The organism is Gallibacterium genomosp. 2 (assembly GCF_000771895.1).
In the GTDB taxonomy this organism is placed as follows: domain Bacteria; phylum Pseudomonadota; class Gammaproteobacteria; order Enterobacterales; family Pasteurellaceae; genus Gallibacterium.
Genome location: NZ_JPXY01000028.1, coordinates 1 through 21,076, shown reverse-complemented (window position 1 = coordinate 21,076; position 21,076 = coordinate 1). Strand labels below are relative to the sequence as shown.

General features: G+C 39.5%; 27 protein-coding genes. 26 read left to right on the top strand and 1 reads right to left on the bottom strand.

Annotation, left to right across the window (positions count from 1 at the left end; translation table 11 throughout):
• Nucleotides 1–98: 98 nt before the first annotated feature.
• The 26 genes from P375_RS12880 to P375_RS12550 all read left to right on the top strand — a co-directional run bounded on the left by P375_RS12880 (nt 99) and on the right by P375_RS12550 (nt 20,514).
• Nucleotides 99–224: a hypothetical protein gene (locus P375_RS12880; RefSeq protein WP_268988115.1), complete on the top strand. Its 126-nt coding sequence runs from the start codon at nt 99–101 to the stop codon at nt 222–224.
• Between the two features lie 12 nt (nt 225–236).
• Entirely contained in the window at nt 237–560 is a 324-nt protein-coding gene (locus tag P375_RS06575; RefSeq protein WP_013747160.1) for a DUF2190 family protein, read from the top strand.
• The gene (locus tag P375_RS06570) at nt 553–858 is read left to right on the top strand and encodes a phage tail protein (RefSeq protein WP_021460852.1); all 306 of its coding nucleotides are present in this window, start codon (nt 553–555) and stop codon (nt 856–858) included. Before P375_RS06575 ends, P375_RS06570 begins: the two co-directional genes overlap by 8 nt.
• A 3-nt stretch (nt 859–861) precedes the next feature.
• A complete protein-coding gene (locus tag P375_RS06565; RefSeq protein WP_013747162.1) occupies nt 862–1,389 on the top strand; it encodes a phage tail protein in 528 nt (175 codons plus the stop codon).
• 9 nt (nt 1,390–1,398) lie between these two features.
• The gene (gene gpU, locus P375_RS06560; protein ID WP_039090690.1) at nt 1,399–1,809 is read left to right on the top strand and encodes a phage tail terminator protein; all 411 of its coding nucleotides are present in this window, start codon (nt 1,399–1,401) and stop codon (nt 1,807–1,809) included.
• A gap of 3 nt (nt 1,810–1,812) precedes the next feature.
• A complete protein-coding gene (locus P375_RS06555) occupies nt 1,813–2,463 on the top strand; it encodes a hypothetical protein (protein WP_039135660.1) in 651 nt (216 codons plus the stop codon).
• 81 nt (nt 2,464–2,544) lie between these two features.
• Complete coding sequence (locus tag P375_RS06550) at nt 2,545–3,072, top strand: Rha family transcriptional regulator (RefSeq protein ID WP_039135659.1); 528 nt, start codon at nt 2,545–2,547, stop codon at nt 3,070–3,072.
• Between the two features lie 14 nt (nt 3,073–3,086).
• Nucleotides 3,087–3,500, top strand: coding sequence for a hypothetical protein (locus P375_RS06545; protein ID WP_039135657.1), 414 nt, complete (start codon nt 3,087–3,089; stop codon nt 3,498–3,500).
• 44 nt (nt 3,501–3,544) lie between these two features.
• Entirely contained in the window at nt 3,545–3,781 is a 237-nt protein-coding gene (locus tag P375_RS06540; RefSeq protein WP_039135655.1) for a phage tail assembly protein T, read from the top strand.
• 88 nt (nt 3,782–3,869) lie between these two features.
• Nucleotides 3,870–5,015, top strand: coding sequence for a type I restriction endonuclease (locus P375_RS06535; RefSeq protein WP_039135654.1), 1,146 nt, complete (start codon nt 3,870–3,872; stop codon nt 5,013–5,015).
• A gap of 312 nt (nt 5,016–5,327) precedes the next feature.
• Nucleotides 5,328–5,993, top strand: a complete 666-nt coding sequence (locus P375_RS12990; RefSeq protein WP_082990971.1) for a phage antirepressor N-terminal domain-containing protein — start codon at nt 5,328–5,330, stop codon at nt 5,991–5,993.
• 55 nt (nt 5,994–6,048) lie between these two features.
• A complete protein-coding gene (locus P375_RS06525; RefSeq protein ID WP_039083445.1) occupies nt 6,049–6,402 on the top strand; it encodes a DUF2513 domain-containing protein in 354 nt (117 codons plus the stop codon).
• Nucleotides 6,403–6,463: 61 nt separating this feature from the next.
• The gene (locus P375_RS06520; protein WP_039135652.1) at nt 6,464–6,742 is read left to right on the top strand and encodes a hypothetical protein; all 279 of its coding nucleotides are present in this window, start codon (nt 6,464–6,466) and stop codon (nt 6,740–6,742) included.
• Between the two features lie 225 nt (nt 6,743–6,967).
• Nucleotides 6,968–7,297: a type II toxin-antitoxin system RelE/ParE family toxin gene (locus P375_RS06515; RefSeq protein ID WP_039087347.1), complete on the top strand. Its 330-nt coding sequence runs from the start codon at nt 6,968–6,970 to the stop codon at nt 7,295–7,297.
• Nucleotides 7,278–7,565, top strand: a complete 288-nt coding sequence (locus tag P375_RS06510) for a helix-turn-helix domain-containing protein (protein ID WP_039087349.1) — start codon at nt 7,278–7,280, stop codon at nt 7,563–7,565. The genes P375_RS06515 and P375_RS06510 overlap by 20 nt, the downstream gene beginning before the upstream one ends.
• A 144-nt stretch (nt 7,566–7,709) precedes the next feature.
• On the top strand, nt 7,710–7,946 hold the full coding sequence (locus P375_RS06505) for a hypothetical protein (RefSeq protein ID WP_052121811.1): 237 nt from the start codon (nt 7,710–7,712) through the stop codon (nt 7,944–7,946).
• 62 nt (nt 7,947–8,008) lie between these two features.
• The gene (locus P375_RS06500; RefSeq protein WP_052121810.1) at nt 8,009–11,329 is read left to right on the top strand and encodes a phage tail tape measure protein; all 3,321 of its coding nucleotides are present in this window, start codon (nt 8,009–8,011) and stop codon (nt 11,327–11,329) included.
• Nucleotides 11,329–11,655 carry a phage tail protein gene (locus tag P375_RS06495; RefSeq protein WP_039135649.1) on the top strand — a complete coding sequence of 109 codons (327 nt, stop codon included), beginning with the start codon at nt 11,329–11,331 and terminating at the stop codon, nt 11,653–11,655. The genes P375_RS06500 and P375_RS06495 overlap by 1 nt, the downstream gene beginning before the upstream one ends.
• On the top strand, nt 11,655–12,371 hold the full coding sequence (locus P375_RS06490) for a phage minor tail protein L (RefSeq protein ID WP_039135648.1): 717 nt from the start codon (nt 11,655–11,657) through the stop codon (nt 12,369–12,371). The genes P375_RS06495 and P375_RS06490 overlap by 1 nt, the downstream gene beginning before the upstream one ends.
• 4 nt (nt 12,372–12,375) lie before the next feature.
• Nucleotides 12,376–13,104, top strand: a complete 729-nt coding sequence (locus P375_RS06485) for a C40 family peptidase (RefSeq protein ID WP_039135646.1) — start codon at nt 12,376–12,378, stop codon at nt 13,102–13,104.
• The gene (locus tag P375_RS06480) at nt 13,047–13,697 is read left to right on the top strand and encodes a tail assembly protein (protein WP_039135645.1); all 651 of its coding nucleotides are present in this window, start codon (nt 13,047–13,049) and stop codon (nt 13,695–13,697) included. Before P375_RS06485 ends, P375_RS06480 begins: the two co-directional genes overlap by 58 nt.
• A 5-nt stretch (nt 13,698–13,702) precedes the next feature.
• Nucleotides 13,703–17,899 carry a host specificity protein J gene (locus tag P375_RS12740; protein WP_052121809.1) on the top strand — a complete coding sequence of 1,399 codons (4,197 nt, stop codon included), beginning with the start codon at nt 13,703–13,705 and terminating at the stop codon, nt 17,897–17,899.
• 244 nt (nt 17,900–18,143) lie between these two features.
• Nucleotides 18,144–18,437: a hypothetical protein gene (locus P375_RS06470; RefSeq protein WP_039093814.1), complete on the top strand. Its 294-nt coding sequence runs from the start codon at nt 18,144–18,146 to the stop codon at nt 18,435–18,437.
• 64 nt (nt 18,438–18,501) lie between these two features.
• Complete coding sequence (locus P375_RS06465) at nt 18,502–18,828, top strand: hypothetical protein (RefSeq protein ID WP_021460831.1); 327 nt, start codon at nt 18,502–18,504, stop codon at nt 18,826–18,828.
• A 39-nt stretch (nt 18,829–18,867) separates the two neighbouring features.
• Entirely contained in the window at nt 18,868–20,142 is a 1,275-nt protein-coding gene (locus P375_RS06460) for a hypothetical protein (protein ID WP_039135643.1), read from the top strand.
• Between the two features lie 210 nt (nt 20,143–20,352).
• Nucleotides 20,353–20,514: a hypothetical protein gene (locus tag P375_RS12550; RefSeq protein WP_167332842.1), complete on the top strand. Its 162-nt coding sequence runs from the start codon at nt 20,353–20,355 to the stop codon at nt 20,512–20,514.
• 209 nt (nt 20,515–20,723) lie between these two features.
• Here the strand turns inward: P375_RS12550 and P375_RS12985 are convergent, their stop codons facing one another.
• Nucleotides 20,724–20,957 (bottom strand): integrase core domain-containing protein, encoded by a 234-nt coding sequence (locus tag P375_RS12985; protein WP_039135641.1) that lies wholly within the window; start codon nt 20,955–20,957, stop codon nt 20,724–20,726.
• Nucleotides 20,958–21,076: the final 119 nt, after the last annotated feature.

Sequence of the window (21,076 nt, the reverse complement as noted above, 5' to 3'; positions counted from 1 at the left end):
CACAGTCGGGGTTTTCTTATTTAAGCCTTAAATAGGAAGGGTTAAATAATTGAATGAATTTTAACATCAAACTGCCATCTTTTAAAGAGGTAAACATAATGCTGACATTATTAGATGAGAGAAAATCAGTGCGTTTTTTCTTATGGGCGTGCTTACTTATGGCATTTATTTTGGGCGTGATGTGGTTATTACCTGATGTTATTCACGCAATTAAACAAGTATAACAGGAGCTTATTATGGCGAAAAATTTTATTCAAAACGGCGACACCATTGATTTTGTCGCCACAAAAAATGTGAAAAGCGGCGATGTTGTGGTCTTACAAGATCTGATTGCGGTTGCAGTTACCGACGTTGCAAATAAAGCAACTGGCACAGGGATTGTGGGTGGTGTATGGCGAGTGAAAGCAAAACAAGCCGATGACATCAAACAAGGCGATGTACTGTATTGGTCTGATGCAGATGGTGCAACCAAAACCGCAGCCAGTAACAAACGCCTTGGTATTGCGTGGACTGACTCAGGCACATCATCTGAACAAGTTGATGTGAAAATCAATGCTTAACCCGTTTGAACAGGCTTTAGCACAAGCAGACAAGGCGATAACAGATATTATGATGTCGCCTTGGCTGATTGACGGTGTCATTTATCCTGCCACTTACGATGAAGTGCCGCAACGCTTTGAAGGAATGTTGCAGTACAACGAAGAATATCGGGTGAACGGCACTAAACGCACATTGACTCTGTTTAAAGAAAGCGGCTATCGTCCACGTGTGGGCGATAGTGCGGAACAAGGGGATAAGCAGTTTTTGGTTAAAGCCTTTGAGTTGGTGGATCAACTGATTATTTTGCAACTGGAGTAAATAATGACGTTAGACCAAGATCTTGCTTTAATCCGACGAAATGCGAATAAGGTGGTGAAGCAGCTGAACCGCCAAGCGGCAAAAACCATCAATCATTTGGCAACAAAAGCGCGCAATCAAGCTACCAGAGTTGTTGCTAAAGAGATTGGTGTGCCGGTGAAAACCTTAAAAGGCAGAACAAGGCAAGGCAAACATCAACGTGCAACCGCCACAAAACTGCGTGCGCAGTTGCGCGTTAATGTATCGCCACTACCGCTAATTCGCCTGTTAGAGCGCAAAGCGAATCGGGTGTGGGAAGGGCGTGGGGCAATTATGGTAGGGAAATACGCAGTACAACGTGGTTTTATCCAAACCCTTGCTAATGGGCGTACGCACGTGATGCAAAGAGCAGGGCGGGCGCGCTATTCCATTGATGTGGTGAAAATTCCACTACGTCAGCCATTGACCGCAGCTTACCAACAAGCCCTCAAAGATTATCCCACCGAATTACAGAAAGAACTGAAAGGCCGCTTAAGTGCGGTTTTTTCTTAAGGAGAAAAAATGCTGATTCATAAAGCAATCCGAGAGCAAATTGCTGAGTTACTGCAATCTCTAGATCCGACTATCAAGGTTTGGGCAGGACGCCCCACCTTTATTGACTTAGACAACGAACCAACCACGCTAGCGGTTTTTATTGATGATGCACAAAGCGAGCCAACGGGATTATGTGGTGGTGAGTGGGAGGCAATCTTAAATATTGCCATTTATCAACGTTCAACCCAAGGCGAAGCACCACTTGATGAACTTGCAGAACAAATCATTCAATGTTTGGCAGAAGCCTTTGAAAATGATGATTTAGAGAGTTTACAACAATGTTATTTAACAGGGTATCACTATGAACAAGATGCACAGAAACGCACTTGGTACATTGCGAACCTACAATATCAAATTACTTATGGGCAGGAGGAATAAACTATGGCAACACAAACCACGCCTTTTCAAGGCACAAAATTTTACATCGGCAAAGGCGTTGAAGCGGAGAAAAATATCACCGCGTGCGAAATCACCCCCAATGCCAAAATCACTGTAGCCAATAGCGGTTACAAAAAAGGGGATTTGCTCCGCATTACTGGGCTTGGCTCGCTAGACGGTTATTACCCCGTGAAAGACGTGCAAACCAATGACATCACTTTGGCAGATGAAGTAGATTGGACGGAGCAAGATAAACCGACCGTCTTTACTAATGCCAAAGTGGCACGTGTAACGTGGTCAAACAACTTCTGCGCCATCAAAAACATTGAAAAAGATGGCGACACGCTTTCAGAGGAAGATGTAACCACAATGTGCAGTGAGGGAACGGAAACCGAACCGGGCGATATTGAGTTTGGTAACGTAAAACTGACTTTCTTCTGGGCACCCGCTACCGCAATGCAAGCTGATCTACGCAAGAAATTCTACGGTAAAGAAACGTTCCCTTACTTGATTGTGTTCAAAAACAATCAAGGATCGCTCTATGGCACAGGCTTTATTCAAACCAGCACCAACATTAGCGGTGAAGTAAAAGGTAAGTTTGAATCGGGCGTAACCATTAAACAATCCAAACGGGATTATTTATTACCAGTGTAATTTTACAAAAAAAAGCACAAAAACAGACCGCTTGTAGCAATACAGGCGGTTTTTTTATATCTAAAAATAGAGGGCATTATTATGCAACTTGCGAACCCAGAAAATTTTAAACAGTTTGTACAGATTAAAGAAAATAATGCAGTAACTACATCAGAGATCGTCGCTAAAGTTTTCAATAAACGACATTCTGATGTATTGCGAGCAATTGAGAATTTAATTTCTAATAGCCCTGATAATTTTATCGAACGCAATTTTGCGTTTTGCTTTAAAAACAATAGGTTACAAAACGGCAAGCCTCAACCTTACGTTGAGATGACTAAGAATGGTTTTGTGCTTTTAGTTATGGGCTTTACAGGCAAAAAAGCAGTTGAATTCAAAATTGCTTATATTGAGGCATTTGATTATATGCAAGCAGAGTTAGCCAAAGGCACTAAGGGATTATTAGAACAGTATTATCAAGTACTTGGTGAACATAAGGCTGAAAAACAATTTGCAAGCCTCTGTGGACAAGGATTAAGTCAATGGAAAGAGAAAAAACCTTTACTTGAAGCAACACTTCGATTATTCGAAGACAAAATGCAAATTGAACTCCCAATTTTGAATAACTAATAAGGAAATCAACAATGAACAAAGGCACTAAAGCAACTTTACTCGCAATTAAACCCACATTGAAACCTTTTGAACTCAACGGCAATACCTACTATATCCGTTCTTTTACTGTAGGTGATGTAAACCGTGAAGTGTTTGAATATCAAAATTGGCTGAAAGCACAGGCAATGGCACAAGGCATTGAGTTGAATCTGAATGATGAAGATGTACTCGCCAAGCAGCTTGAACCGATTGCGGATAAATATCGTCTTGCACGCAATCTTGCCATCAAATTATGCGATGAAAAAGGCAATAATTTATTCGACCCTGATAATATCGAAGATTTAGAAGCCATTTTAACCCTTGATGACAGCGTACTTACCGCCTTTAATCAAGCCGAAAATGCAGATACCCAAAAAAACTCACAGCCCGACGCAAGTTCCAACTAACTTTATCCCTTGCGTTGGGTAAAACGCTATCAGAAATCGAAGCAATGCCTGAAAGCCACTTGCAAGAATATGAACAATTCTACCAAGAACAACCGTTCGGCTTGTGGCGTGAAGATTACCGCACTGCACAAATTGCCTATCTTTTAGCGGCGATTAACAGCGATCCGAAAAAAGACAGCCCAAAACTTACCGAGTTTATGCCGTTTTTTGCGGAACGAAGTGCAGTGGAAAATAGCCAAGATTTTGATGATGGTAGCGAGATGTTTTTGGCACAGAGGTAGATTATGCTACCTCTATGTGATCTCTATCACTTTAAAACGGCTTTGATTTTGCTATGATTAACACCTATTTTTTAGCTTAGGAGTTAATATGAGCCAGAATTTATTTAAAGATCGCGTTTTATCACATATACAACACGTCATTAATGTTGGAATACATTGCACAACAGAAGAAACAACAAAGCAGGCATTAATATTACCTTTATTAGATATATTAGGATTTAGCCCATATGATCCAACTAGAGTTAGAGCTGAATACACTGCTGATTTTGTTGGGGCAAAAAATGGTGAAAGAGTGGACTACGCATTATTCTGCCACGATGTCCCGGTGATGTTTATTGAGGCAAAATCGTACAATGAGAATTTGACGAATCACGTTCCACAGTTATCAAGATATTTTAATGCAACGCCTGAGGTTACTGTAGCAGCCGTTACAAATGGGAGAGAATGGCGTTTCTTTACTGATCTAAAAGAAAAAAACATAATGGACGATACGCCGTTTTTACGGATCAATTTTGAGAATGTGGATGATTCCAAAATAACTCAATTAAGCCAGTTCTGTCACGATAGATTTCAGCCAGAAGCCTTGAGAACACTAGCAGAAGAAAGTGTTTATCTTTCGGCTTTTACGAAAACAATTACAGAAAGCTTAAAAGATGTTGATAGTGAATTTGTTCGTTATGTTGCCAGCCGTTCAAATATTGGCAGACAACTGAATCAGAGATTTCTTGATTCTATTACGTCAATTGTTAAGCAGGCAGTAGAAAAATCAGTAAGTGCGATGGTCGTATCAGGTTTATCAAGACGAAACCAGCCTTTGGAAGAAGCCGTAGAGCCGGAACAAGAAATTGATGAAAAAGCACCACTAATTGATCCGGAGAACAGTAAAATTGTAACAACATATACAGAACGTTTGCTGTTTGATTATGTTGTTTTAATTTTAGGCGAAGATGCAGAAATTGATGCCAAAGATACTGAATCATATTTTACGGTATTGTATAAGGGAAAAACAAACAGATGGATCTTACGTTACTTCGATAATAAACAACGACCAAGTATTACGGTTCCTTTGGAGCTCGCCGAGATCCATAAAGCTGAGATTCAGCGAGCAGGATTAGAAATTAGTGGATCTAACATTATCATTGATAGACCTGAGAATATATTAAGAATTAGCGGTTTAATCAAAGATTGTTTGGAATATTGTCAAGATGACAATAATTTTTCTAGGAAAAAATAGAAAAAAGTATAGGCCCTATTGCAATAAATAGGGCTTTATTTTATATTATCCACATAGGCGTCGAAACCTGCAACCAAAGGCGGTAATCCGCACCCGATAGCATAGCGGTTTTTTTTTATGCGTAAAATTTGTGTTTCTCCTTTTTTCTCATAACGAATTGAACGCACATATCACTCTATGCCGAGAGGGCGGAGAATAAAACACCCGAAAGGGGAATAATCCCGACCGTTCCTTTGGCGGTTTTCGAACCTCTTGGCAACCCTATAACAGGGTTAATCTTAAACTTCGAAAAACTTTCAAAGGAGTTCTTATATGAACACTCAACTTCAAACAATTCAATTCCATAATCAATCTTTAGTTACTTTTGAACAAAATGGCACACACTATACAGCAATGAAACCGATCTGTGAGAACATAGGTTTAGATTGGACTGCTCAGGCTCAAAGATTGAAAAGAGATGAAATACTAAATTCAACTATGGTTATCATAACCATAGTTGCTGAAGACGGCAAAAAGCGTGAAATGCTCTGCCTCCCAATCCAATACCTCAACGGCTGGCTATTTGGCATTGATGTAAAACGGGTGAAACCTGAAATCCGAGAAACATTGATCACCTACAAAAGAGAATGTTATCAAGCGTTGTTTGATTATTGGAATAAACCAAAACAACAACCTTTACCTCTTGCCGAAGTGGAAGCCGATGAAGAAGCAATCCGCATTATTGCCAACCTGTACCACTCACTTAATGGTGCGTATGAAATGGGCGAAAAAATACGCAAGGAATACCCACATCTTGGCAGAGATATAGACAAATTTATCGGAGGGCATTACCTCTATAACCTCAATATGCCAACCGAAAACGCTTTAACCAAAGCGAGAAAATATGTTCAAGCCAAAAGCGAACGCATTATGTTCATCAAAGGAATGCTAAGCCTGCTTGACGAACAACCACAGCCGAAGAGATTAAACAACTTCTAAAAATTCAATAAAAACCGACCGCACTTTAGTTTAAGTGCGGTTACAGGAGAACCAAATGAAACGAAATTGGGAGCTTATCCGCAAAATTTTGTTCAAACTTGAGCAAAAGGTTGATGATACGCCGTTGGATAGTGAGAGTATAAAAGGCTTTCCGCCTGATGTAGTGGCATATCATTATCAACTGTTGGCACAGGCTGAACTGATTTGCATTGAAGATAATTCTACAATGGGCGATGCGGATTTTGTGGCGATAAATTTAACGTGGCAAGGACACGAATTTCTTGACAAAATCCGAAGCGATACCGCGTGGAATAAAATTAAACAAATCATTAAAACTAAAGGGATTGATTTATCTTTTGAGGCAATCAAATTAGCGGGGAAAAGTTTATTGATTTCTTTATTGAAATAGCTTGACTGCCCGTGGGGATTTGGTAGATTGAGTTTGCACCTATAAATTTTGGAGGTAAGCGATGAGTGAATTTAGTACTGTTTTTATATTAGCAATGATAGGTTTTAAGCGAATATTTGCGTTTATTCTGCTGGCTGTTGTTGGTTTCGTTTATGTCCATTATGGTGTAAAATTGATCGACTTAATCCCATTAAGTGATGAATATTATCGTGGTCTGCTATATGCGCTAATTTTACCGAGTATTCCCTTAATATTATGTATTATTTGGATTATTAAGATTTTACGTGATCCAACACTAACCAAAGAAGAAAAAATAAATCGATTATTTGGTCGATATTGAATAATCCGTTGATTGACATAAGCTCGCTATTTAGTGGGCTTTTTTTATGGGAGGAATTGACGTCCTTAGGTAAGTTCAACATTAATTTAAATTTGGAAACAGCTGAATTTCAGCAGGGATTAGATAAATCTACTAATCAAACAAGAAAATTTATATATAACCCTTGAGTTATGATAGTGTGCTATGTTATGCTTGTAATATAAATTAAAGGTTATGAATATTTTTATGTTTGAGTTACTTTTTCACCCTGAAGCGATGGAGGAGATTAAAGCGTTATCGCCAATAATGCAGGCTAAGGCGTTGAATGCACTTGATAAACTTGAGGAAAAAGGAAATCAATTGCGTTATCCGCATACTCGCATAATTAAAGATGGTTTATTTGAGTTGCGAGCAGGAAGTAAAGATATATCAAGGACATTTTTCGCTTTTGCTGTGGGGAAGAAAATTTATATTTTGCGTACTTTTGTGAAAAAATCACAAAAAACACCAGCAGCAGAGATTGAACTCGCTTTTAAACGATTGGGAGAAATGACAGATGAAAGTACAAGCCGTTAGTTATAAAACTGTAAAAGAGACTTTGTTAAAAAACAAAGAAACCAAGGCACTTTATATTCAAGAGAAACGTATTGAAGAGTTACAAGCTTTACTTGTAGAGTTACGACAAAAAGCTGGGTTGACTGTATCAGAAGTTGCAATGAGAATGGGGGTAAGCCAGCCAGCAGTCAGTAAATTAGAGAAAAATGCTAGCCGTGCGTCTTTTATAACATTGCAACGTTATGCGAACGCTTGTGGAGCTGAGTTGCATGTTGGGGTAGGTAGATAAGATAAGCATTTTCTTTGCTGAAATAGATTGATATGGTGTTTCAGGATTATTCAAGATCTACATTTATCCCGTGAGGAGAAATGGAATAAATTATTTGGTAGATAAACTGATTACTGCTAAATTTAATAAAGATAGGGTGGAAATATGATTGATTTCGTTAAATTTTGTGCCAAAATTTTCTTTTTGATAGTTGGTATATTTTGGATCATATTTTTATTTTTTGCTGTTGACTTTATTTATATCCTTATCTTTCTTGGCATATTTTTTACGATTTTTTTAGTGCGTTTAGTGATGATGTTTATTGAGGTAGATAAACGTTACAAGAACTTGGAAAAACAGAGAAAAGCAAAGAAACCTGTAAAATATATTATTATTAAATAAGGCTTTTGATTGTATAGATTGTATAAGAACCCGCTTAATGCGGGTTTTTTATTGGGGGCATTATGTCATTAGGTAAGTTAAATATTAATTTGAGTTTAGAAACAGCTGAGTTTCAACAAGGGCTGGATAAATCTTCTCACCAAACAAGAAAATTTATCAAATTATTTGAAACAGATTTAGATAGAGCTAAAAATAGTGCTAAACAATTCTCTGAACGTACAGCAAAATATTTAAATAATATAGAGCGAGCAGCAATTTCCATTAATAAGACAACAAGTCGACATTTTTTGGCTAGCATTAGCAGTTTTGCAGCAAGTTATTTATCTTCTGCAGCTTCCAAAACATTACAGTACGCTGATAGCTACACTGAACTACAAAACCGTATGCGGTTAGTCACAGAAAGCACTGTTCAAATGGTAGCGGTGACAGAGTCTGTTTTCGATATTGCCCTAAAAACTAATCAAAGCCTAAATGCCACCTCTGAAGTTTATCAACGATTTGCTAAAAATGCTAAGCAACTTGGCTTATCACAAGCAGAGGTTGCATCACTCACAGAAACAGTCTCTAAAGCCGTAGCAATGTCAGGTGCGAGTGCAGCATCTGCTGAAGCTGCACTAATGCAGTTTGGGCAGGCAATGGCAAGTGGTGAATTGCGTGGAGATGAACTCAATTCCGTAATGGAACAAACGCCGGGGCTTGCTGACGCAATTGCAAAAGGCTTAGGGATTACTACTGCAGAATTGAAAGCAATGGGAAAAGCTGGAGAGTTGGCGATTCCAAAAGTGATTGAAGCATTAAAAAAAGCGAAAGATTCTGTAGATAGTGATTTTGAGAAGCGTGTTATTACAGTTTCTCAGGCATTCACAAATTTAGAAACTAATATGGTAAAAACCATTGGTGAGTTAGACAAAGCGAATGGTATTACAAGTGTTTTTGCTGAAGGTATCAATTTTGCCGCAAATAACCTTGAGATGTTGATAAAGTTAACTGGTGTTTTAGTGGCAGCGGGTGGAGTGGCTTATATTGGACGATATGCCAATGGAATGTTATTAAGTGCCTATAATACGGCTAAAAATACGAAAGAACATTATAGTTCGGTAAAAGCGACATATGACAGCATTAGAGCGAAACGCTTAGAAATGCAAACGACACAAGCGGTATTAGCAGAACAGTATAAAGTGGCTCAAAGTGAACGTACGCAATTTGCTTTGCGTGAGCAGATGAAAGTTCAATCACAACAAATTATTGCGTTAGCGAAGCAAGAAGCACAAGCAAAACGTGAGCTATCAGTAGCAAACGGTTTAGCTTCTAAAGCAAGCGGAATATTGAAAGGAGCGTTAGGTTTACTTGGGGGACCAACTGGAGCGGCAATGCTTGCTGGAAGTGCATTATTTTATTTTTCAATGCAAGCAAAAGAGGCTCAACAGAAAGCACTTGATACAGCAAGTGCAAATGAACGTTTAAAAGAGAGCTATGAGGGGTTAAGTGCTAGTGCTCTTTCATCGACAATCGCTAAACAAATGGAAGAGCTTGAAAACTATAAAAAACAGATCATCAGTTTAGAAGCGGAAATTTCAGAAATTCAAACCACTCATTGGCAATTTGGTTTAGAGTTATCAGAAAAAAGCAAAAAAGATATAGAATTACTGAAAGATAAATTGCAGCAAATTAAAGAAAATCAGGATATTGATTTTTCCGTATTGAAAAAACAAATTACCCAGCTTGGCATTGTATTTATGCAAAATGGGAAAAGTACAGAGGATTTTGCAAGAAAATTAAAGCTGTTGGGTGTTGATAGTAAATTAATTGATGAAGTATTGGCAGAATTACCAGCTAAGCTCAATGATACAAGACAAGAAACACAGAGAGCTGCTCAAGCGGTGTTAGACCTTAAAAAAGCTCAAGAGGAACTCACAAAAAAATCTGATGACTTAAGGACTAAATTAGAAGTTCTAGAATTAAAAAATAAAGGTCACGCTAAAGCGTCATTTGTGTTAGCTGGGCTTTATGAGGTGTTGGGAGTTAAAGGAGCAGAGTATTCTAAGGTTTTAAATGCAATTGCTAATGGTGATGTTGCCGCAGCTGAAAGTGCCGCTAAAGCGATAAATTTATCCGCAGAACAACTTAAAACAATGCTCAGTATGGGGTCGGATATTGGAAAGTTATTTGAAACCGACCAACAAACCCAGTCTATAGAGAAAGAATTAAAAGTAAAAACTAAAAGTAGTGGTCCTGATTACAAGAAACAATACACCGACCAGTTAACGGATATGCAAAACCGTATTGCACAGCTAAGAGCTGATACTGAGGATATTAAGCTGTTCGGTGAACCTAGTCAGTACCAAGAGTTTAATAAGCTACAACAAGACATCACCGCCAATGCAGAAAAATATGCAGCCTACGGTGTGGAAGGTGTAGCGAAACTGAAAGAAATGGCACATCAAATTGATAGCGAAACGCAGAAAAAAGCGATTGCTCAGTTCGGTATCAATAACAACAAACAGCTTGATGCAATGGAGTTTGAATTAAGTCTGTTGGGAAAAACACGTAAAGAGCAGGATTTAATTCAGTATAACCATCAATTAGATCTGGAAGCCGCACGCCTTAAAATCGGGATGTCAAAAGAGAATGCTGCACAATTAGATGTGGAAATTATCAAGCTAAAAGAGCGTAGAGCTGAAATTGAAAGACAAAAAGAATTAGCACAGTCTAATCCATTACTAGGTTTGCAAGATGGTTTAAATCAATTTGGTGATGCGGCTAATAATGTCATGGGGAATGTCTCTCAAATTACACAAAATGCACTTGGTGGAATGTCTGATGCGTTAACAGATTTTGTATTGACAGGGAAAGCAAATTTTAATGATTTAGCACAGTCGATCATCAAAGATATTAGCGCAATGATTATGAAAATGATGGTGTTCAAGGCGCTTGAGTCCGCTTTTGGTGGCACGTCTTTTGGGAAATTGTTGGGCTTTTCCCAAGGGGGTTTAGTCGGTTTTGATAACGGTGGCTTCACCGGTTTAGGCGGTAAATACACCCCTGCCGGTATCGTCCACAAAGGCGAATATGTTATTACCAAAGAAGCTACATCAAGACTCGGTATAGATTATCTTGATTTCTTAAACTACGGTACTAGACGTGGTTTTGCCAATGGTGGCGGTGTTGCTGTGCCGAAAGTGCCAATGGTGAAATCAAAAACACAAAATGCCAATGTCAGTATTAAGGTAATCAACAACGGTGAGCCAGTAGATGCCAAAGTAACACAAAAACAGCAAGGCGATCAGCTGCAGGTGACGGTGGAGTTAATGCGGAAAATTGCTAAACAGGAAGCAAACAATATGTTACAAACTAATTTTAGAGCCGGAGGAGCTTTTGCTTAATGGAAACTTTTAAATGGTGCGTGCGACCAAAACTCACGATTGAAAATGAACCGCGTCGTATAGTGGTGCAATTTGGTGACGGCTATGCACAACGCGCTAGAGCTGGTATTAACACTTTGCTGCGACGTTATCCAGTAACAGTGAAAGTGAAAAACAGGGAGCGTTTGGCAGTGGATACATTCTTGGCTCAACACGGTGGCGTTGAGCCTTTTTATTTTAATGACCCGTTCACCCATAATCGTAAAAAAGTGGTATGTGGTAAATGGAACGTTACAATGAATCAAACCTATAGTGAATTTAGTTGTGAATTTGAGGAAGTGCCATAATGCCACACAATATTAGTCACGAATTTAAGCTAGAATTAAGCAAAATTGAACAGAACGCTTTGATTGAGTTGTATGAAGTGGATATGACAATGTTACAAAACAAGCAAGGTGATCAGGGAGAAATTTACCGTTTCTATGCTGGCACAAATGAACGTTATCAAGATATTGTGTGGCAAGGGCAGACATATAAAGCCTATCCAATCAAAGCTGGCGGATTTGAGTTGAACGGTAACGGACCTAGCAATCGTCCTACCTTAACTGTTTCTAATCTGTTGGGGTTAATTACCGGCATTGCTGTGGATTTCAATGAAGCCGTGGGAGCAGTTGTTCGTCGGCGACGGGTTTATATGCACTATCTAGATGCGGTTAATTTCAAAGAGGGTAATTTACACGCTGATCCGACACAGGAGCTAGTTAGTCTTTACATTATAGAACAGTTAAGCAGTTTAAAACAGGATATTGCTACTTTTACATTAGCATTACCAACTGAAACTGATAATGCTTTTTTACCCGCAAGAATGGTGATGGCAGATACGTGTGCTTGGATTTATCGATCTGCGGAATGTGGTTATACAGGCGGTTCAGTAGCGGATGAAAAAGATATGCCGACCAGTGATCCGAAAAAAGACAAATGTAGTCGATGCTTGACAGGGTGTAAGTTGCGTAATAACACCATCAATTTCGGTGGTTTTCCTTCAGTGAATAAAATAGGGTAAGTATATGACGTTAGAACAAGATATTATTAAGCACGCAAAGCAACAACAACCGCACGAAATGTGCGGTTTTGTTGTTTTTAAAGGACGTAAAAAAGTTTTTTTACCGAGTGTGAATATCGCAGATGACCCCGAAAATTATTTTGAGATTTCGTCTGATGATTATCTAGAGGCTAATCAATATGACGGCATTGTCGCAATTGTTCACTCTCACCCGAATGGCAAGCCAATTTTATCAACAGCAGATAGGCAAATGCAGCTGCAATCCGGTTTGGATTGGTGGTTGGTTTGTGATGATAACGTGCATAAATTTCGTTATATCAAGCCATTGTTAGGGCGTGAATTTGTTCACGGGGAAAGTGATTGCTATAGCCTGTTTCGTGATGCCTATATGTTATCTGGTGTGGATTTTCCCGATTTTAAACGTGCTGATGAGTGGTGGAATGAAGGGGCTAATTTGTATCTAGATAATATGGAAAAACACGGTTTTGAACAGGTGGATGTAGTACAACGTGGCGATGTTATTTTAATACAAGTAGGGGCTGACGTACCTAATCACGCTGCAATCTATTTAGGGGATAACTGGGTATTGCATCACTCTCCTAAGCGATTATCAAAACGAGATTTATATGACGGTTATTGGTTGAAACACACGCATAGTATTTGGAGATACCAACAATGGCAACAATTAAACTTTACGGCAATCTTAAACGATTTGGCACTGCCTTTGATTTAGCGGTGGATGATACGGCGGAAGCGATTCGTGCTTTATGCTGTCAATTGGTCGGCTTTCGACAAGCCTTACAGCAAGGTTATTACAAAGTGCGGATTGACGAACATCTCGTTACTGCCACATCACTGGAGAAAGATATTCTCTACAAATTAAACGATAACGCCGTGGTGCATCTCACGCCGGTGATTAAAGGGGCAAAAAATGGCGGTATTTTTAATATTGTGGTAGGTGCGGTGTTAATTGCCGCCTCTTGGTATGCCGGTGGAGCAGCAGGTTGGGCGTATCTTGGTGCGGCAGGGTACACTGGTGCAACAATGGCATTTATGGCTGGAGCCTCAATGATTCTAAGTGGGGTAACTCAACTTTTATCACCACAACCCAAAATGGGAAGTGTAGGCACGGAGCAGGAGAAAAAACAATCTACATCGTTTAGTAACCTTGGTAACTTGTCGGCACAAGGACGCCCCGTTCCGTTGGCTTACGGTGAGATTATGGTTGGGTCACTCATCATTTCACAAGGTGTTGAGACTTACAACGTTGATGAAGAGATGAAGAAAAAAACTGAACCGAAGAAAGGCTTGTTTAGAAAAGGATAAATAATATGGGTAAAGGTGGTGGTGGCGGACATACGCCGTATGAAGCACCCGAAAGTGGTCGCTCAAAGCAACGTATTAAAATTGTAGAAGTGATTTCCGAAGGGGAAATTCAAGGTTTAAAAGCAGGCGTGAAATCCGTCTATTTGGATAAAACTCCAATTCAAAATGCCGATGGAAGCTATAATTTCCGTAATATGGAATTGCAAGGAACAATTGGTTCGCAAGATCAGGATATTATGCAAGGTTTTAACACCTCGGAGCGTGAGATTGGGGTTGGTACGGAGGTGAAAAAAAACACGGCACTGACACGCACCGTAACGGATGAGAAAGTTACTCGATTACGTTTAACACTTGGTGTGCGTAGTCTGTTCCAGCAAAAAGATAACGGTGATACGGTGGGTGCGAGTGTGGATTTGTTGGTTACTGTAGGCGAGCAACAATATCCAATCCATTTCAATGGAAAATATAGTAGTCAGTATTTGCGACAAATGGTGATCGATCATCTTCCAGCAGTACCATTTCAAATTAAAGTAGAGCGATTAACTGCAGACAGTAAACAACAACGTGTACAAAATGCGACAGTTTGGTCAAGTTACACTGAAATTATTGATACGGAATTTGCTTATCCTAACACTGCGTTAGCAGGTGTGATGTTTGATTCTGAATATTTTTCTAATATTCCTCAACGTAATTATTTAATACAAGGCATTAAAGTAAAAGTACCGACGAATTATGACCCTAACACACGAATTTACAGTGGTTTGTGGGATGGACGGTTTAAAGTTGCTTGGACTAATAATCCGGCGTGGGTTTTTTACGATTTACTGACTAACAAACGATATGGAATGGGGCAGCGTTTAGGCGATTTTAACGTGGATAAATGGGCGTTGTATGCGATTGCACAATATTGCGATGTGTTGGTGCCGGACGGCTTTGGCGGCACAGAGCCACGAATGACCTGCAACTGTTGGCTGACAGAACAGCGACAAGCCTATGACTTAATCAACGACTTAGCCTCTATCTTTCGTGCAATGCCGGTGTGGAATGGGCAACAGCTCACTGCCATTCAGGATAGACCGAGTGATCCAGTGTGGACTTATACCAATGCCAATGTGGTCAACGGCGAATTTGAGCGCAGCTATTCTGCCTTAAAAGCACGGCATAACATTATCCACGTGGAATATCTCGATAAAAACGATTTTTATGAGAAGAAAATAGAGTATGTATCGGATGATGGCGCAGTAAAACGTTACGGGGCTAACGTAAAAAAAGTGACGGCGTTTGGTTGTACTAGCCGTGGACAGGCTTACCGCTTAGGGCGTTGGATTTTAGAAACCGAGAAATTAGAAAAAGAGACTATTACCTTTTCAGTTGGACGTGAGGGGTTAATGCATTTGCCAGGTGATATTATCCGTGTTGCTGATAATCATTATGCAGGCACGGCAATTGGTGGGCGAGTGTTGACTGTGAAAGGGCGAGAAGTAACGTTAGATCGAGAAATTGAATTAAATGGTGCAAGTTATTTCAGTTATATCAATGCTGAAGCTAAACAGCAAACCATTAAGATTCACGCCGTCAAAGGGCAAGTTGTCACCTTAGACAGCGTGCCAACTGGTTTGACCGAATTTGGTGTGTGGTCGTTGGCGACCTCTGCGGTGCGTAGTGGTTTATATCGAGCAGTGTCGATCAGTGAAAACGAAAACGGCAGCTACACCATTACTGCCTTGCAACACGAACCCCAAAAAGAGGCGATTGTTGATAACGGTGCGCATTTTGAAGCGGTGTCGAAAACATTATATTCCGCGCCGCAACTCACCGATGTGGTGATTAACACTGCTAGTGGCACAGGCGCGGTGATCAATGCGGAAGTGACCGCCGGCAATGCGATCATTACACGTTATGATATTTTGATTTATCAAGGCGAAAAGCTGTATCAAAGTTATATCGGGCAAAAAACGGCAGAATTGAAATTAGAGAATCTGCCGAATGGCAATTATAGCGTGGTTATCATTGCCAAAGATGATAAAGGTCGAGTATTAAGTGAAAAGACAAAAACCTTTACCATTGACCGGCCACCGATTCCGACCGGTGTTATGGTCAGTGGCGGCATTGAAAACATTCTGATTGAGTGGGATTATGTGGATGAGTTCACGCAAACAGAAATTTATTTTGCGACCGAAGACGACTGGATGGCGGCAAAACGCTTAGTGAAAGTGAGTGACAACCGAATGTATGCGCACACCGTTGCACCGAACAGTGTCTACTATTATTGGCTGTGTCATACACGTGGACAAAATGTGGGGCCGCTGTACCAAATGCAAGGCTTGCGCGGCGAAACCAGTGCCGACATTGAAAAAGCCTTGAACGAATTGCAACAGGAGCTAAGCGAAAACGTTGTCAATGAGGTGATCGACACCGGCTTTGCCGCACGAGGTTTGGAAGCGGTGAAAGTGGTGGAAACGCTCGGCAATGTGGCGCAGTTTCAACAGGTTAACCTGATCTACAATTTAGCGGATAAACGTTTTTACACTTGGAATGGGCAGTGTTACGCCACGATGGAGATTGACAACATCACGCCGGATCAAATCAATGGCGTTATTCCGGCGGAGAAACTCGCACGCATTCCTACACAACAATTAAGCGGCACCCTCAGTGCTAGCCAAATCGCTAGCAACAGCATTGGCACCAACCATCTACAGGCGGCAGCAGTCGGCACACAGCAATTAAGAGCGAATGCCATTACTGCAGATAAACTGGCAGCCAACAGCGTGACCACCGGCAGCATTCAAGCTGGTGCGATTCGTGGAACACACATTGCCGCCGGCGAATTGACAGCGGACAAATTGGCGATTGGCTTAGGCGGCAATCTGCTCTATAACCCGATTTTTGCCAACAATGCGGACGGGTGGACTTTATATCAAGATACAAGCGTTATACAAGCTAATTCAGGACTTAATATAAATAATAATTCTAGTGGAAATTGGCAAGGGAAAGAGTATTTAGAAGGAGAGAACCAGTATCGTTGGCAACCGGAAATGGTGAGTTCAACTTCAGCCGCAGGGCGATTTGGCGGTATTTATCAAGATATTAAGCTAGTCGCAGGAAATTGGTATCTACTCTCAGGTTATGTCGCAGCACATCGTGGCGGAGTGGGGGTAAATATTGAGTTACGAGATGGTTTAGTGATTTCTAATATCAGTCGCAATTATAGTGAAACTGGTGTGGGTGATACCTCAAATGCTAGCTATACCAATGGTTTAAAAGACACTACTCGCATTTGGATTAAATTCAAAGTAACGGCAACAGGAACGGCACGTTGTATCTTCAATCAATTTAAAAAAGCGAATGTCAGTAATACATTTACTGTGCTGCGTCGTCCAATGCTTGAAGAATGTACACAATATACTAGAGAACCAAGCCCGTGGTGTCCAACTGGTGTTACGGTGATTCACGGCGGTTCGATTAAAACTGGCACAGTGATTGCTGAAAAACTTGCTGCTAATTCTGTTACCGCAGAGAAAATTGCAGCAGGGGCGATAAATGCCAGCAAGATTGCAACAAATGCGATCACTTCAACACATATAGCTACCCGTTCATTGTCTGCCGATAAGTTAAATGTTTCTAATTTATCAGCGATTAGTGCGAATTTGGGTAAGGTTACGGCAGGTACGATTACTGGTACTCGTATTGAGGGAAACACCATTCAAGGCGGTACTATCAATGGTTCGACCATAAACGGCACCACCATTAATGGCGGCACAATTCGTGGGGCAAGGTTTGAGGGGGCGACGGGAAAATTTACCGGGCAGCTTGAAGTGACAGAATTGATAGGTTGGGGAATTTATGAAAGATTTGAACATAAAATAAAGACGAAAAGAAACAATCAAAAGACAATGAATATTTACATTGAACCGGCTAAAGCCGATAGATTGATTAGTATACGTTCCAATTTTATGGAAGACACCGTTAAAGAGGCGAGATTAAATGGCGAAGCAGTCTTTAATAAAAACTTGGCTAAAGGCGAGGTGATTTGGTTCAATGGGACGTTTCTTGGTTATAACCTGAATATCAGCAGCTATTTACTGCGAAAAAATATAAGAGGGCATTTAGCCTTTACTTATTGTTCAAGGCTTAATGATGAAACTGTCACGATAACCATTGAGGCGATGATTACCGGAACGGCTAAAACGATACATCTATAAGTATAAGGCTTTATTGCTGACGGAGGAAGACATCGGCAAAACATCGAATACGACTACACATATTACTTTTTTGTTACTGACGGTTGGTAAACGAGAATTATCACAAGTCTATGAAACTGCATTAAATAGGGTTTAATCCCTTTTCCACTTATCACATTTTAGCCTATCGCCGTAATAATGTTGTACACTAAAACCCAACATTATCACGGTGAAATTATATTTCATTCAAAAAAAGGAAATCACAATGACAACATTTAATAAAATCTTAAAACCCGTTTATTCAGCTATCGCCAACTATGCCACCTCAGATGATGGCGCCATTAATGCCAAATATGTGCTGGGCTTCGGCGAAGATAGTGAAGGAGAACTCATCGACTTTGTGCCGATGATTAGCGAATATAAATATATCGATCCGGAGGAAGCAAAAATGCTGACGGAAAAACCACTTACGGAGGAAGACATTGGCAAAACACCGAACGAAATTATGCTTGTTCGCATTTATCAGCATTTAAAATCTACCAATCAGATTGTGGCATAGATTGTGGAAAATCAAATTAAAGCAAAACCCAGTCATTAGGCTGGGTTTTTTATTAGGAGAACTTATGGATATTAAAGATCTTAAAATTTATCGAGGTGATGACACGATTTTCACTGTACGAATTGAAGCCTTACCTAATTTTAGTTTGCAAGAGGCTGAATTAAAAATGACGCTGAAAAGTAACGTCGGAAATGAAACGCTGACATTATCCAATGAATCAGGTTCAATTTTGGTGCTTGATGATTTTACAATGCAACTGATATTCAGCCATAACTTAACAAAAAATGTTAAAGCGGTACGTTGGCGTTATGACTGTCAGATGCGAAAAGCAGGGTGTGTGCGAACCTTATTTGCAGGCAAAATAACCATTGAACCTGATATTACGGAATAACTTTTTAAAGAAACTATTTTAACGATTCAGGAGATTTAAATGAGTAAATTGAATTTAGAAATCAGTAAAAACGAGATTGAATTACAAGTCAGTATTTTACCTGGTGAAATTTTTCGTGGAGAGAAAGGAGAACAGGGTGAAAGAGGAGAGACAGGTGAAAGAGGTATGAACGGGAAGTCAGCCTATGAAATTTGGCTGGAAGCTGGACATAGTGGCACAATAGAAGATTTTTTGAACTTCATTAGAGGTGATAAAGGAGAAAAAGGTGAAGATGCTTTAGATTTTTTCTCTGTGTTAACACCGGAAAACCTTAATGTCTTTTATCAACAAGCTAGAGAAAAAAATTATCGTTTAGATACAAGTGAATTGGATAAGTTGATTAAACGCCATTTTCTAATGTATGTAATCAAGCAGAGCGGAACACCATTTCCGGAATACTTCATTACACCGGGTTATAATCCGCAACTGACGATGTTAGAGAATGATAATCCTGTAGAAACGATAAGATACAGCGCCAATTACCGAATCAAACTTACTGGGCTAAGCGTTGATACAGCCTATCAAATTAATCAAAATCCTAAAATTTTAGTTTCATCTAGTGTTACAGAAATCACTTTAGCTGCGGATAATCAGCAGTTTAATATTGGAGAAAATGAGATACGTTTCTATCTAGAAAATGGTGCATTTTTCACAAAATACCGCTTTTTTATTGAACCTATTGATTGTGATGTCCAAAATAAAGAGCGTTTTGCCGTAATCAATGCCGCCACTGCCTCAGAATTTATGAAACAACTTAAGTTATTGCCATCTACAAAAAATGAAATCTACGCACCTAATTTAACAGAAATGGAACGAGTCAAAGTGGTAAATTATTACGCTCAAGAAATTGATGAGAATATCAACCATTATAGAATTTATGAGTGTGAAGGTGGGAGAAATATCGAAGATGAACGACTTGATGTCATTTATGACAAGCTTGATCAGGGCATTAAGTTAAGTTACACGCTATATCCAACTTATGGCATAACTATTAAACCTAGCCCAAGTGATGTTGGTATTGATGATAAGCGTGCTGTAGAATTACTTACTTCTTACGCTCAATCAAACCCGGAAGATCAATTATTAAAACGAGGTTGGAAAGTAGCGACATTGACATATAGCGATGATTTCGTTAGTGAGGGAGGTAGAGATAATCGTGATACCTACTTAGAGGCAGATTCTTTGATACCATCTTCCGAAGGGGTATTATGGCCACATCATCAAAAAACTTTTGAATTCACAGGAAAAGGTGGTTATCCAATTGAGATTGGATAAAACCTTTAAAGGACTTTAAAAGTAATTTCCCTATTAATTGTGAAATACTAAATTACAAGGAAGCAGTGCTGAAGTAGAGCAGCAGTTATTGGGATAATTTACATAGCATAATTGCGCTATGTAATCGGAATAAAAAATAAACCCCGATTGCGACCAACAATCGGGGTTTTCTTTACCCCTTATCCAAGTTTAGCAAACTAAGGAGCAATTTTGATTAAGTATACACCAAAACATCAAGTAAAGGTAGGTGGAAATATGAGTAAAGAAGGCGCAGATAAAGTTGGAAAAATGTTAGCCACTGCAGCAATAATTTTTGCATTAGGCTTTGCTATTTGTGCTATATGTATTGGGATTAGCTATCTTATACGATAATTAGATAAAGTGTAATAAATCAGCCCTGTATTTTGATATTAAAGTATCTTGCGGATCATCTGCGGATCATTTTAGGTTGTATTACAGTGATATAAAAATGACGCTTATATTCATAAATCATTGTTTTTATTATTATAGTTGTATCACTGTTATATCAAATTTGGTGGAGCTGGGGGGATGCCAACCTCCGCTGACAAAACTATTATAGTTCACTTAATTTTTTCTAACAAACGTTCATAAGGTGTTTTTCCTCCGATGGCTGAATGCGGTCTAGCATAATTATAAAATGCTTCCCATTCAGCAAGTTTTTGGTTTTGTGACTTTTTTGTGACTACTTTCGTACAAAAACAATGAAAATAAGATAAAACATACAGTATTTTTTGGAGTGGGTCGCTCTGTAAGTCATTGTTTATATTGGTAATTTTATTTGAAAGATTTTGCAATTAACGCACTTCTAAGCCGTAGGTCATTGGTTCGAATCCAATAGGGCGTGCCATTATCCAAAGTAAATCAATTATTGTTTCAGTGTGCAGAGTTAAAAGTTGATTATATTTACTGGCAT